The sequence below is a fragment of the Nocardioides sp. genome (genome assembly GCF_050699375.1).
Lineage (GTDB): Bacteria > Actinomycetota > Actinomycetes > Propionibacteriales > Nocardioidaceae > Nocardioides.
The window spans coordinates 38,429-51,868 of record NZ_JBOHDN010000103.1; the positions used below are offsets into that span (position 1 = coordinate 38,429).

The 13,440-nt window shown below is 68.4% G+C and carries 8 protein-coding genes and 1 pseudogene; 8 read left to right on the top strand and 1 reads right to left on the bottom strand.

The features are described from left to right. Positions 1 to 28: 28 nt before the first annotated feature. From ACRDPS_RS07325 to ACRDPS_RS07360, 8 genes are all read left to right on the top strand, one after another. A complete protein-coding gene (locus tag ACRDPS_RS07325; RefSeq protein ID WP_431500966.1) occupies positions 29 to 1,300 on the top strand; it encodes an ABC transporter substrate-binding protein in 1,272 nt (423 codons plus the stop codon). After that, positions 1,300 to 2,241, top strand: coding sequence for a carbohydrate ABC transporter permease (locus ACRDPS_RS07330; RefSeq protein WP_431500967.1), 942 nt, complete (start codon positions 1,300 to 1,302; stop codon positions 2,239 to 2,241). Before ACRDPS_RS07325 ends, ACRDPS_RS07330 begins: the two co-directional genes overlap by 1 nt. Next, entirely contained in the window at positions 2,241 to 3,104 is an 864-nt protein-coding gene (locus ACRDPS_RS07335; RefSeq protein WP_431500968.1) for a carbohydrate ABC transporter permease, read from the top strand. Before ACRDPS_RS07330 ends, ACRDPS_RS07335 begins: the two co-directional genes overlap by 1 nt. Continuing rightward, positions 3,101 to 4,369, top strand: coding sequence for an AGE family epimerase/isomerase (locus tag ACRDPS_RS07340; RefSeq protein WP_431500969.1), 1,269 nt, complete (start codon positions 3,101 to 3,103; stop codon positions 4,367 to 4,369). The genes ACRDPS_RS07335 and ACRDPS_RS07340 overlap by 4 nt, the downstream gene beginning before the upstream one ends. Beyond that, entirely contained in the window at positions 4,366 to 7,527 is a 3,162-nt protein-coding gene (locus ACRDPS_RS07345) for a GH92 family glycosyl hydrolase (protein ID WP_431500970.1), read from the top strand. Before ACRDPS_RS07340 ends, ACRDPS_RS07345 begins: the two co-directional genes overlap by 4 nt. Continuing rightward, positions 7,527 to 10,487 (top strand): alpha-mannosidase, encoded by a 2,961-nt coding sequence (locus ACRDPS_RS07350; RefSeq protein ID WP_431500971.1) that lies wholly within the window; start codon positions 7,527 to 7,529, stop codon positions 10,485 to 10,487. Before ACRDPS_RS07345 ends, ACRDPS_RS07350 begins: the two co-directional genes overlap by 1 nt. A gap of 164 nt (positions 10,488 to 10,651) precedes the next feature. Next, on the top strand, positions 10,652 to 11,431 hold the full coding sequence (locus tag ACRDPS_RS07355; RefSeq protein ID WP_431500974.1) for an endo-beta-N-acetylglucosaminidase H: 780 nt from the start codon (positions 10,652 to 10,654) through the stop codon (positions 11,429 to 11,431). A gap of 385 nt (positions 11,432 to 11,816) precedes the next feature. Beyond that, positions 11,817 to 13,175: a hypothetical protein gene (locus ACRDPS_RS07360; RefSeq protein ID WP_431500972.1), complete on the top strand. Its 1,359-nt coding sequence runs from the start codon at positions 11,817 to 11,819 to the stop codon at positions 13,173 to 13,175. Positions 13,176 to 13,185: 10 nt separating this feature from the next. Here ACRDPS_RS07360 and ACRDPS_RS07365 read toward each other — a convergent pair. After that, positions 13,186 to 13,440, bottom strand: a pseudogene (locus tag ACRDPS_RS07365) (NADPH:quinone oxidoreductase family protein); the annotation flags it as partial.

Consider the following 13,440-nt stretch of genomic DNA (forward strand, 5'->3'; position numbering starts at 1 on the left):
TATACAGGTTATCAACAAGGAGTCGAAGATGAGCGCACGTCGGTTGGTGGGAGTCGCCGCGGGGCTGGCCATGGGCATCACTGCGATGACGGGCTGCGGGGCCGGTGACGAGGCGTCCGCCGGCGACCTGGACGGCAAGATCGAGGGCAAGGTCTCGATCCAGACCTGGGCGCTGAAACCGAAGTTCACCGACTACGTCGAGGGTGTCATCGCCGACTTCGAGAAGGAGCACCCCGACGTCGAGGTGACCTGGCTCGACCAGCCGGGCGACGGCTATGACCAGAAGGTGCTCACCCAGGCGTCCTCGGGCGACCTCCCCGATGTCACCAACCTGCCCCCGGACTTCGCCCTCCCGCTCGCCCAGCAGGAGCAGCTCCTCGACCTCGAGGAGACCGACGTCGATCTGGAGAAGACCTTCGTCCCGGGTGGCCTGCAGGGCTACCAGTACGACGGCATCGAGGGCACCTACGGCTACCCGTGGTACCTCGGCACCGATGTGAACTACTGGAACAAGGACATGCTCGCCAAGAGCGGACTCGACCCGGCGAACCTGCCGACCGACCTCGACTCGCTGATCGAACAGGCCACGACGCTCGAGGAGAAGTCCGGCGGCAAGCTCTACCTGATGACCCGCAAGCCCGGGCTCAACGACCTGCAGCAGGCCGACGTCCCGATCTTCAACGAGGACGGCACCGAGCTGGCCTTCAACACCCCCGAGGCCGCCGCGCTGGTGCAGAAGTACGCCGACGCGTACAAGAAGGGGCTGCTGCCGAAGGACATCCTCACCGACAGCTTCCAGGGCAACGCCGAGCTCTACAACCAGGAGAAGGCCGCCTGGACCACCGGCAGCTCCAACATCTCCGGTCTCGAGGAGGCAAACCCGGCCCTCGCCGAGGGCACCGAGATCTCGCCGGCCTTCGGCGACGGCCCGCTGTACGTCCAGGGCCTCTCGGTCAACGCCAAGAGCAAGAACCTCGCGGCCGCGAACGCGCTGGCCCAGTTCGTGACCAACCCGGACAACCAGCGCGAGTTCGCGAAGCTGGCTCCCGGTGTCTACCCGAGCACCATCGCCTCCCAGGACGATCCCTACTTCACCGAGGACGACGGCTCCGTGGCCGCCAAGGCCAAGGTCACCGGTCTGAAGACCCTCACCACCGCCATCCCGAACAACCCGAAGGTCTCGCCGGCGATGACGACCATCCTCGATCAGCAGATCGCTCTGGCCATCAGCGGTGATGCCACACCGCAGGAAGCCCTCGACAAGGCCGTCGAGGAGTGCAACAAGCTGCTCGCGCAGTGATGAGCACTGACGTCCGAGACGCGCCCCCCGCAGCGATGACGCCGCCCGAGACGAAGACGAGCGGCCGGGTGCGTGAGCACAGATGGTTCACCCCGTGGCTGCTCGTCGCGCCCGCGACCCTGTGGCTGTGCGTGTTCAACCTCTACCCGGCGTTGAACACGGTCTACATGGCCTTCACGAACAAGAAGCCGCTCGGAGGAGGAGAGCTGGTCGGCCTCGTCAACTTCGAGCGGATGCTCGATGACGACCAGCTCGTCTACGCGCTGACCAACTCGATCCTCTACATGCTGGTCTGCGTACCCCTGCTGGCCATGCTGCCGCTGCTGCTGGCCGTTCTGGTGGAGAAGAAGCTGCCCGGTCTGACCTTCTTCCGGGTGGCCTTCTACACGCCGGTCGTCGCCTCGGCCGTGGTCGTCGCGCTGATCTGGAACTGGATGCTCGACGACCGCGGTGCCATCAACGCGATCCTGCAGGCCCTGCAGGTCATCACCGAGCCGGTGCCGTTCCTTACCGACCGCTGGCTGCTGCTCTTCAGCGCGATCAGCCTGACGGTCTGGAAGGGCCTGGGCTACTACATGATCATCTACCTCTCCGCGCTCGGGAACGTCGGCAAGGAGCTGCACGAGGCAGCCGCCGTCGACGGGGCCGGCCCGGTCCGCCGGTTCTGGAGCATCACCGTGCCCGGCGTACGCGGCACGATGCTGCTGATCACGATCCTGATCACCGTCTCGTCGCTGCGGATCTTCTCCGAGCTCTTCGTGATGACCGGTGGCACCGGCGGGCCCGGCGGACGGGTGAGCTCGGTGGTCATGCTGATCCAGATGTACTCCACCGGCTTCACCGGCCACCTCGGCTACGCCTCGGCGCTGAGCCTGCTGCTCTTCGCGCTCACGCTGGTGCCGATGGTGCTCCTGGCCCGCCTCAACAGGAAGGACGGCTGATGTCGGCGAAACGAAAACAGAGGTCGTACGCCTTCCACCGGATGTCCGTGGGCGAGATGGTGGTGCGCTACGCGCTGCTGGCGCTCGTGCTCGTGATCACGGTCCTGCCCTTCGTCTGGCAGCTGTCGACCTCGCTGAAGGGGATCGACGAGAACATCTACACCGCGACCCCGCGGTTCGTCCCGGAGGACCCGACCTTCGCCAACTACACCAAGGTCGCCGAGGTCGTTCCGGTCGTCGACTACGCGATGAACTCGGTCATCGTGGCGATCCTGGTCGTGGGCGGCAACATCATCGGGGCCACGTTGGCGGGCTATGCGCTGGCGAAGCTGCGCTTCCGAGGCGGCACGCTGGTGCTCGGCGCACTGCTGGCCACGTTGATCCTGCCGGGCGAGGCGACGATCATCGCCCAGTACGTCACCGTGCGCTCCCTCGGGCTCACCGACACCCTGCTGGGCGTCGCGCTTCCCGGGATGATCGGGATGATCAACGTCCTGCTGATGCGGGCCGCCTTCACCGCGATCCCGGACGAGCTGGAGATGGCGGCCAAGGTCGACGGCGCCAATGCCTGGCAGCGCCTGATCCACGTCAATCTCCCCGGCGTACGTGGCATGTTGAGCGTGATCTGCATCTTCGCCTTCATCGGCGCCTGGGATGACTTCCTGTGGCCGCTGATCGTGCTGACCGACCCGCAGAATCTGACGCTGACCGTCGGTCTGCAGTACCTGTCGGGCACATTCACCAACAACCCCCGCCTGATCGCGGCAGGCACGATGATCTCGTTCATCCCGATCGTGATCGTCTTCGCCGTCCTGCAGCGCTACTTCTTCCGCGGGGTCGAGGAAGGGGCGATCAAGGGATGACCGATGCCGACCTGACCGATGCCGAACTGACCGACGGACGGATCGAGGAGCTGACCGACGCGGAGACCGCTCGTTTCGAGGAGGAGGCGGCCCGGCTGCTCGCCTTCGCGCGCGCCTCCCGCCATGACAACGGCGGCTTCGGCTGGCTCGACGAGCGCGGGGTGCTCGATCCGTCGCGCCCCGTCGAGACCTGGATCACCTGCCGGATGACGCACGTCTTCGGGCTCGCCCAGCTGCGTGGTGACGCCTCGGCGGCGGCGTACGTCGACCATGGGGTCCAGGCACTGTCGGGCCTGCTCCACGACGCCGAGAACGGCGGCTGGCACTCCGCGGTCTCACCGGCCACCGGCGAGGTGGTGGGCGCCGTGAAGGAGGGTTATGCCCATGCCTTCGTCGTGCTCGCCGCCACCACGGCGTACGCCGCCGGCCACCCCGGCGCGAAGGCGCTGCTCGCCGACGCACTGAGCGTGATGGAGGAGCAGGTCTGGCTCGAGGAGGACGGGATGATCCTCGACGTGTGGAGCGCCGACTGGAGCCTGCCCGACTCCTACCGGGGCGTCAACGCGAACATGCATGCCGTGGAGGCGTTCCTCGCGGTTGCCGAGGTGACCGGGCGGCGGGTCTGGCTGGACCGGGCCATGCGGATCCTGGAGCGGGTCGTGCATGGTTTCGCGCGCGAGCACGACTGGCGTCTGCCGGAGCACTTCGACGTGGCGTGGACGGTCGAGCTGGACTACAACGTCGACGATCCGGGGCACCCGTTCCGGCCCTATGGCGTCACCATCGGGCATCTCTTCGAGTGGTCCCGGCTGGCGCTGCACGCCCGCACCCTGCTCGGTCCACAGGCGCCTTCGTGGCTGCTCGACGACGCTCGCTCGCTGTTCGTCGCGGCGACCGAGCGCGGCTGGGCGGTCGACGGCGCGGACGGGTTCGTCTACACCACCGACTTCGAGGATCGGCCGGTGGTCCGTGAGCGGATGCACTGGGTCGCCGCCGAGGCGGTCGGCGCTGCATGGACGCTATTTCGCGACACCGGATCGGCGGAGGCGCTGGCGGACGTACGCCGCTGGTGGGCCTACTGCGAGGAGAACCTGGTCGACCGTGAGAACGGCTCGTGGCACCACGAGCTCGACGCGGACAACCGGCCCTCGGCCACGGTCTGGCCCGGCAAGCCGGACGCCTATCACGCCTACCAGACGGTGATCCTGCCGTTGTTGCCCGCCGGTGCCAGCTTCGCCGGAGCCGCGGTGAAGGCGCGCGCGTGAGCCATCTACTCGGGAGCGGCCCCGCGGACCCGGTCAACGCCCGGGCCGGTGTCGGCTACTCGTCGCCGGAGGCCTGGTGCCTCGAGGTGGGTCCCGGATCCGGGATGGTCGAGGAGGACCTCCCGCTCCGTCAGCCGGTCGAGGTGAGAGAGGGGGACGAGCTGTCGTACGTGCTCCTTCCCGAGTCGGCCTGTTCCGACGAGAGGCGGTGGGACTCGACGTACGTCTGTCTCGACGCGGTCCTCGACGACGGCAGCCGGCTGAGCGGGCGGGGCCTCGTCGACCAGTACGGGCAGTCGCTCACCCCCGCCGCGCAGGGAGATGGCAAGCGGGCCTGGGTGGATCAGTGGAACCTGCGCCGCGTCGCCCTGACCGGACTGGCCGGGCGCCGGATCGAGCGGATCCTGGTCGTCGCCAGGGCCGGCGAGGTGCCGCTGCGGGTGTGGGGCGACGAGGTGGACGTACGTCCCGCGCGGCCGTTCCCGACGACGGCGCTCGACCAGGTCGACATTCGCCGTGGGACACATTCCAGCGACCGGTTCTCTCGCGGCAACAACGCGCCGCTCGTCGGTCTCCCGCACGGTGGCGTCTTCGGGCTGCCGATGACCGATGCCGCGGCCGGGAACTGGCCGTACGCCTGGCATGCGCACAACCGGGACACCGCCGGAGGGCCGAACCGGCCCGCGATCGAGGGGTTCGCGACATCGCACATACCGAGCCCGTGGATGGGCGACCATGGCGTGTTCCAGGTGATGCCGAGCGCGCAGGCCGAGCCGGACGAGGATCGCCGAGCCCGAGCGCTGGGATTCGACCACGCCGATGAGCAAGCCGGGCCGCACCGCTACGCGGTCACCCTCGATGGCGGCCTCACCGCCGAGCTCGTCACCGGCGTCTTCGCGCTCGGCATGCGGTTCACCGGCGCCCGCTCGCTCGTCCTCGACCACCACAGCGAGATCCGGTCGCTGACCTGCGCGAATGGTGGTGACGGTGATGGCGATGGGGGAGAGGTGGTCGTGCGCGCGCTCCTCGCCGACCGCGAGGGAAAGCCTGCCCAGCACATCCATCTGCGGGTCACGGGCGCCGTGGGCCACCTGAGTCTGGACGATGGCCGGCTCCGTGGCCACCTCGCGCTCAGCGGGACGGGTGCGGTCGACGTACGTCTCGGTCTCTCGACCGTCAGCGACGAGCAGGCCGCGGCCAACCTCGCGGCCGCCGGGACGTTCGACGAGATGGCTGCGCGGGCACGGGAGGCGTGGGAACGGGCGCTGGATACCGTCGAGATCGAAGGGGCGAGCGAGGACCAGCTGGTCTCGATCCGGTCCGGGCTCTACCGGGTCTTCCTCTACCCCAACCGCTACGGCGAGGGTCCCTCGCACGCCCATGTCTCGCCCTACGACCTGACCACGGTGCGGCATGCACCGATGACGGTCACCAACGGCTTCTGGGACACCTACCGCACGGCCTGGCCGCTGCTCGCGCTGCTCGACCCGGCCGGTGCCGGCGAGCTGGCCGAGGGCTTCGTCGAGCACTTCCGCGACCGTGGCTGGACGCCGCGCTGGAGTGCTCCGGCGGCCGAGGACTGCATGACCGGCACGACCTTCGACACAGTGCTGGGTGATCTGGCGCTGCGGGGCGTGCCCGGGATCGACCTCGAGACCGCCTACGCCTCGGCGCTGAGGAACGCGACCGTGCCGGCAGATGACGTACGCGTCGGGCGCAAGGGCCTGCGGAAGGCGATCTTTCGCGGATATGTGGACACCGAGACCCCCGAAGGCCTGTCCTGGACCCTCGACAACGCGATCAACGACTGGAGCATCTCCCGGCTGGCTCGGGCGCTGCGGTCGAGGGAGATACGACGGGACGTTCTTGTCGGTCTACCGACTGGTAACCGACAAGAACGTCCCGTCGTATCTGGGACGGCGGAGGATCTGGCGGCGGAGGAGGAGTATTTCGCCCGGAGGGCGCTCGGATATCGGAATGTGTTCGACACCGACCGAGGGTTCTTTATCGGGCGTACGGCTTCTGGTGACTGGCGGGACTGCTTCGACCCCGACGAGTGGGGGAACGACTACACCGAGACCAATGCGTGGGGGACCGCGTTCACCGCGCCTCATGACGGGGTCGGGCTGGCGGAGCTGCACGGCGGAGAGGCCGCGCTCGGGGCGAGGCTCGATGAGTTCTTCGCGCGTCCCGAGACCGGGGCGGCGTCGCTGAGCGGTCACTACGGGTTCGCGATCCACGAGATGAGCGAGGCCCGGGACGTACGCATGGGGATGCTCGGGCTCTCCAACCAGCCGGCCCACCACATCCCGTTCGTGTACATGTTCGCCGGGCGCCATGACGATGCCCACCGGATCGTGCGGGAGTGTGTCTCGCGCCTGTTCGTGGGCTCCGACCTCGGCCAGGGCTATCCGGGAGACGAGGACAACGGGGAGATGTCGGCGTGGTACGTCTTCGCCACGATCGGGCTCTATCCGCTGGTGCCGGGGTCCGCAACGTACGTGCTGGTCCCGCCCTCGGTGCGGCGGACCGTGCTGCGCCCTGCCGACGGCAAGGAGATCGTGATCGAGACGGTCGGGGAGGGCGACTACATCCGCGCGGTGAGGTTGGACGGGGAGCCGTGGGAGGAGATCTCGGTCCCGCACGCGCGCCTGGTCGAGGGGGCGCATCTGGTCATCGAGCTCTCCGAGCTGCCGTGCGGGTGGGCGAAGGACTCCCGGCCGCCATCGGCCTCGCGGATCGCGCCCGGGCGGCCGATCGCCGACGTGGGTCTCGACAGGCTCGACCACCGGGTCTCGGCACTTACGGACGACACCGGCGAGACCGAGGTGGCGCTGGCGGCCGGGGAGCAGGTCGAGGTTCCGCTCGTCGGGGAGCGGAGAGTGTCGCTCTACACCGTCACCGCCGCCGAGCGTGGCCGGATCGGCTGGGAGATGGAGTACCTCGATGCCGCCGGGACCACGGTGGCCCGCGAGGAGCGGGTGGCTGAGACGTACGTCTGGGCTGGTCAGACCCGGGTATTCCGGGTGAGGCGTGGGGAGGTGGTCACCGCGAGCGCCGTACGTTTCAGCGCGACGACCGGCTGCGTGCTCACGCAGCTGGAGTTCATCGAAGACGACCGAGAAATGACAGATCGAGTTAGGCAGGACGGGCACTGATGCACGACGACGTACACCTCACCGAGGGGCGGGTGAGCCGGGTGCTCAAGGAGCGCCTGTGGCCCGCGGTGCACACGATCTCAGCGCCTGCGAGCGTCGAGTGGCACGAGCTGGCCGGGGAGCCGATCGCTCCAGCCGAAGGGCTGGCGCTGGCGTACGAGCCCGTCGAGGTCGGTACCGACTGGGGCCCGGCGTGGGGGACGACCTGGTTCAAGATCAGCGGGACCGTGCCCGCGGCGTGGGCAGGAAGGCGCGTGGAGCTGGTCTGCGACCTCGGCTTCGACGTCAACATGCCGGGCTTCCAGTGCGAGGGGCTGGTCTACACACCCGATGGTGAGCCCCTCAAGAGCCTCAACCCGCGCAACCAGTGGGTGCTGGTGGCCGAGGAAGCGACGGGCGGCGAGCGGATCGAGCTGTTCCTGGAGGCCGCGGCCAACCCGGTGCTGCTCAACTACCACCCCTTCCTGCCCACTCAGGAAGGCGACATCGCGACCTCGTCGAAGAAGAAGCTCTACACGACGCGTCGGATCGAGCTCGCCGTCTTCGAGAAGGACGTCTTCGAGCTCTGTCTCGACCTGGAGACGCTCCACGAGCTGCAGGTCGAGCTGCCCGAGGGGCCGCGCAAGTTCCGGATCCTGCAGTCCATCGACGACGCGCTCGACCGGGTCGACCTGCAGCGGATCACGGAGACGGCGGCTTCGGCCCGCTCGGCCCTCACCGGGGTCCTCGAGGCGACCTCGCACGACTCCGCCCACCAGATCTCCGCGATCGGCCACGCCCACATCGACTCGGCCTGGCTGTGGCCGGTGCGCGAGACGATCCGCAAGGTCGCCCGGACGACCTCCTCGATGACCGAGCTGCTCGGCGAGGACCCCGACTTCCGCTACGGGATGTCGTCGGCCCAGCAGTACGCCTGGCTCAAGGAGCATCGTCCCGAGGTCTACGCCAAGGTGAAGGCCGCCGTCGCCGAGGGCCGGTTCATCCCGCTCGGCGGCATGTGGGTCGAGTCCGACACCACGATGCCGTCGGGGGAGTCGTTGGTGCGGCAGTTCCTCTACGGCCAGCGCTTCTTCCAGGAGGAGTTCGGGATCCGCTGCCGCGGCGTCTGGCTGCCGGACTCCTTCGGCTATTCGCCGGCGCTGCCGCAGCTGATGAAACGGGCCGGGTTCGAGTGGTTCTTCACCCAGAAGATCTCCTGGAACCAGGTCAACAAGTTCCCCCACCACACCTTCGAGTGGGAGGGCATCGACGGATCCCGCATCCTGAGCCACTTCCCGCCGATGGACACCTACAACTCCCGGCTCTCGGGCGAGGAGGTCGCCAAGGCCTCACGTCAGTTCCGCGAGAACCGGCTCGCCACCGGCTCGATCGCGCCGGTCGGCTGGGGCGACGGCGGTGGCGGCACCACTCGCGAGATGGCCGGCAAGGCCCGCCGGCTGCGCGATCTGGAGGGCTCCGCCCAGGTCTCCTGGCGCCACCCCGACGACTTCTTCGCCGAGGCTCGTGAGGAGCTGTCCGAGCCGCCGGTGTGGGTCGGTGAGCTCTATCTCGAGCTCCACCGCGCCACCCTCACCTCCCAGCACCTCACCAAGCAGGGCAACCGGCGCTGTGAGCACCTGCTCGTCGAGGCCGAGCTGTGGTCGGCGACCGCCGCTCTGCGCGGGCTGGCGGACTACTCCTACGAGGAGCTGGACGCGCTGTGGCAGCAGATCCTGCTCCAGCAGTTCCACGACATCCTGCCCGGCACCTCGATCGCCTGGGTGCACCGTGAGGCGGCCGCGCAGTACGCCCGGGTCGCGGAGGCCGCCACCGCCCTCATCGACCGGATGCTCACCGCCCTCGCCGGCGAGGGCACGGTCGCGCTGCGTGCCGACGGGCGCTCGGGTGCGATCACGGCGGCCGATCCCGAGGCGGCGGTCTCCGTGGTCGAGCAGGACGGGACGTACGTCTTGGGGAACGGTGTCGTCCAGGTCACCGTCTCCGCGGAGGGTCTGATCACCTCGGCGCTCGATCTGGCGACCGGGCGCGACGCGGTCCCGGCCGGGGCGGAAGCCAACCTGCTCCAGATCCACCAGGACTTCCCGAACATGTGGGACGCCTGGGACGTGGACCGGTTCTACCGCAACCGGGTCACCGACCTGCGCGAGGTCACCTCGATCTCGGTGACGCCCGACGGGCTGGTCATCGAGCGCCCGATCTCTGCCGACTCCTCGACCACGCAGGTGCTCTCGCTGGCTCCCGGCTCGCGGGTGCTCGACATCGCGCAGAGCACCGAGTGGCACGAGACCGAGAAGTTCCTCAAGGTCGCGTTCCCGCTCGACGTCCGGGCCGAGCAGACGCTCGCCGAGACGCAGTTCGGCTATCACCGCCGCCCGACCCACACCAACACCTCCTGGGAAGCGGCGAAGTTCGAGACCTCCATGCATCGCTGGGTGCTGGCTTCGGAACCTGGGTTCGGCGTCGCGCTGGTCAACGACTCGACGTACGGCTTCGACGTCACCCGTCCTTCCGCGCTGACCACGGAGGTGCGGCTCTCGCTGCTGCGCGCGCCACGCTTCCCCGACCCGGAGACCGACCAGGGTGTGCAGACCCACCGGTATGGGCTGGTCATCGGTGCCTCCGTCGCGGCCGCGACCGAGGCGGGCGCTGCGCTCAACACGCCGCCGCGTTCTGTCACGGGAGCCCGTCCGGTCGAGCCGCTGGTGACCGTCTCCGGCGAGGGTCTGGTGGTCTCGAGCGTGAAGCTCGCTGCCGACCGCTCCGGCGACCTGGTCGTGCGTGTCTACGAGTCCACCGGCGCGCGTACGCAGGGGGAGCTGCGCGTCGTGGAGAGCTTCGGGCGGGTCGATGAGATCTCGCTCGTGGAGGACCCGATCGCGGAGGTGAGCGCTGACGGCGGTGTCGTCGCGCTCAGCCTCGGTGCTTTCGAGGTCCGCACCCTGAGGTTCCACCGCAACTGAAGGCCCCACCAAAGGAGAGATCGACCATGTCAGTTCCCCACATGTCACGCAGACGCATGCTGCTCGGTGCCGGAGCGGCCGCCATCGGTGCGACCGGTGCCGCCACCGGCCTCGGCCTCGCCTCGTCGGCCAGCGCGGCCCGCCCGCTCGCGCCGCCGACGCTGATGACCGGCTATGTCGAGGTCAACAGCCACAGCGTCGGCAACGTCGCCAAGTACGAGCTCGAGGGAGGAGGCAACGTCTTCGACATCGGCCTGATCTTCGCCGCCAACATCAACTACGACGGCCAGCGGGCCTACCTCCACAACAACCCGCAGGTGCAGGCACAGCTCGACGCCGCCGACTCCCACATCCGTCCGGCCCAGGCCAAGGGCATCAAGATCCTGCTCTCGGTGCTCGGCAACCACCAGGGCGCGGGCTTCGCCAACTTCCCCGACCGGGCCGCGGCGGAGGCGTTCGCCGACCAGCTCGCCGACGTGGTGAACCGCTACGGCCTGGACGGGATCGACTTCGACGACGAGTGGGCGGACTACGGCGCCAACGGAACCGGCCAGCCCAACGACTTCTCCTTCGTCTACCTGGTCCAGGCGCTGCGCGAGCGGCTTCCCGACAAGCTGATCACGCTCTACTACATCGGCCCGAGCGCCGAGCGCCTCTCCTACGGCGGAGTCAACGCCGGCGACCTGCTCGACCACGCCTGGAACCCCTACTACGGCACCTGGGGCGTCCCGGACGTACCCGGTCTCGGCAAGCCTGAGCTCGCCCCCGCGGCGATCGACATCCAGGGCACCTCGTCCTCCACCGCCGCCAGCCTGGCCTCGCGCACCGTCTCCCAGGGCTACGGCGTCTTCAACACCTACAACCTCGGCGCAGCCGACGCGAGCGGCTATCTCTCCGACGTCACCCGCAACCTGTACGGCAAGGCGACCGTCTACGTCGGTTGAGCCTTTCCTGGAGGGGTTGGTGCCTTTCGCTGCCGCATACTTTGGCCGCCAACCCTTTCGGGAGGGTCTTCTCGATCGTCCCCGGAGTAAAGGCGATGTATCGAGCTTGTCGAGATGACGGCCTTCGGCCGCCGGCTTCGCCAGCCGCTTCGCGGTCCTTGACACCGGGGACGATCGAGAAAGGATTGGCTGGCTATCGGGTCGGCGGCCAGCCCTGTCCGGCTTCGATTTGCGTTGGTTGCCGGCGTTCGCCGGCGGGGGCTGGGCATGTTTGTGCGGCTGGCGTATCTGCGTCAATCGACTCCTCGGAAACTGACGCTAATATGCCATCTGACCTCGGGAAATATGTGATCATGAGTCGCTGAAACCTGGTAAAATGCGAGGCATGGAAGCACTCCTTGACCCAGACGACACCACCAGCGGTCTGCTGGCTGTGGTGCGTACGTCTCGGGCGGTCGCGGAGCAGGCTGACCGGGATGTGCTGATCGCTGCCGCACGGTTCGCGGCCCTGCATTCGGTCGACTCCATGGAGGAGTCCGCGCGACTGGATGTCGATTCGTTCGGGGATCGGATGCTGCCCTTGGCCGGGCCCGGGGCGCCGTTGGTGTCGGAGCCTGCGGCGGTGGAGTTCGCGGCTGTATGGGGTCGATCGACCCAGGCCGGGAAGAGGTTCCTCGGGGATGCAGTCGAGCTGCGCTACCGGCTCAAGCATGTCTGGGCGCGGATCCTGGACGGGTCCCTGCTGGCCTGGCGGGCCCGGCGGATCGCGGAGCTGACTCGGCACCTCGATCTCGAGGTCGCCACCTGGGTCGACAAGCAGATCGGGCCGCATGCCCACAAGATGGGACCAGTCCAGCTGGAGCGCGCGGTCACCCAGGCTGCTGCCCTGTTCGAGCCCGATGTTGCGGCCGCGGTCGCGGAGTCTGATGCGGTCGAGCGTCGCTCGGTCACCATCACCACCAACGAGACCACCCCGTTCGTCGGCACGGGTGCCGAACAGGGGCAGGCCGTCCTGGCGTTGGGGTATGTCGACGGGGTCCTCGACGCCGCCGACGCTCTGGATCTAGAACAGGCCGTCGCCGCGATCGCGCACGGGCTCCTCGATCACGACGACTATGCCGGGGCGAGTTTGGATGTGCGGCGGGCGGCCGCGCTCGGGGTCCTGGGGCGGGCCTACAACTCCGGGTCCATGGACGGTGTGCCCGGTGTTGCGCGCGTTGTGCAGCTGGTCATCCACACCGACCCCCGTGATCTGGCCGGAACCGGCTTGGTCCGCCTCGGAAACACCCGCGGACTCGCGACCATCGAACGCCTCGAGCAGTGGGCCACCACCCCGGGCACCGTGATCAAACCGATCATCGTGGTCGACCTGGCCGAAGACCCTTCGACAAGCTCAGGACATCGCATCGAAGCCGCCGGTTATGTCCCCACCACCCGGCAGCGCCGTCAGGCTGAGCTGCTCCACGAAAAGTGCAGTTTCCCCTACTGTCAGGCCCGCGCTGAACGCTGCGATCTCGACCACCGGCTCGCCTACGCTGACGGCGGCCGCACCAGCAGCCAGAATCTCACCCCGCTGTGCCGGCGACATCACCGGATGAAGACCCATCACGGCTGGCGCTATTACCGGATAGGAGCAGGTACCTACCGATGGCGCAGCCCCCACGGTTACGAATACGTCGTCAGTCCGGTCGGCACCATCGACGTCAGCAGCGACCTCGATCCACCCCTCACTCTCGCGGCGTAGGCGCGAGGGCTCAGGGCACCAGCGCGAGCTTGCCGATGGTGGCTCGCGCCTCGAGCTCGGCGAGCGCCTTCGGCCCGTCGGCCAGCCCATAGATCGTGGGGTGGCTGGTACCGAGCACCCCGGCCGCGATGAGTCCGTACATCTCGCCCATGACCTCGCCGAAGATCTGCGGGGCGGACTGGATCAGCACTCCGATATTGAGGCCGATGACATGGACCTGGTGCTGGTAGACGAGGTCCCAGTTGTTGATCGTCGCCTGGCCACC

What these genes read in the sequence shown, in the direction of transcription:
- ACRDPS_RS07325 (WP_431500966.1), top strand. Translation starts at nt 29, where the DNA reads ATGAGCGCACGTCGGTTGGTGGGAGTCGCCGCGGGGCTGGCCATGGGC.
- ACRDPS_RS07330 (WP_431500967.1), top strand. Translation starts at nt 1,300, where the DNA reads ATGAGCACTGACGTCCGAGACGCGCCCCCCGCAGCGATGACGCCGCCC.
- ACRDPS_RS07335 (WP_431500968.1), top strand. Translation starts at nt 2,241, where the DNA reads ATGTCGGCGAAACGAAAACAGAGGTCGTACGCCTTCCACCGGATGTCC.
- ACRDPS_RS07340 (WP_431500969.1), top strand. Translation starts at nt 3,101, where the DNA reads ATGACCGATGCCGACCTGACCGATGCCGAACTGACCGACGGACGGATC.
- ACRDPS_RS07350 (WP_431500971.1), top strand. Translation starts at nt 7,527, where the DNA reads ATGCACGACGACGTACACCTCACCGAGGGGCGGGTGAGCCGGGTGCTC.
- ACRDPS_RS07355 (WP_431500974.1), top strand. Translation starts at nt 10,652, where the DNA reads ATGACCGGCTATGTCGAGGTCAACAGCCACAGCGTCGGCAACGTCGCC.
- ACRDPS_RS07360 (WP_431500972.1), top strand. Translation starts at nt 11,817, where the DNA reads ATGGAAGCACTCCTTGACCCAGACGACACCACCAGCGGTCTGCTGGCT.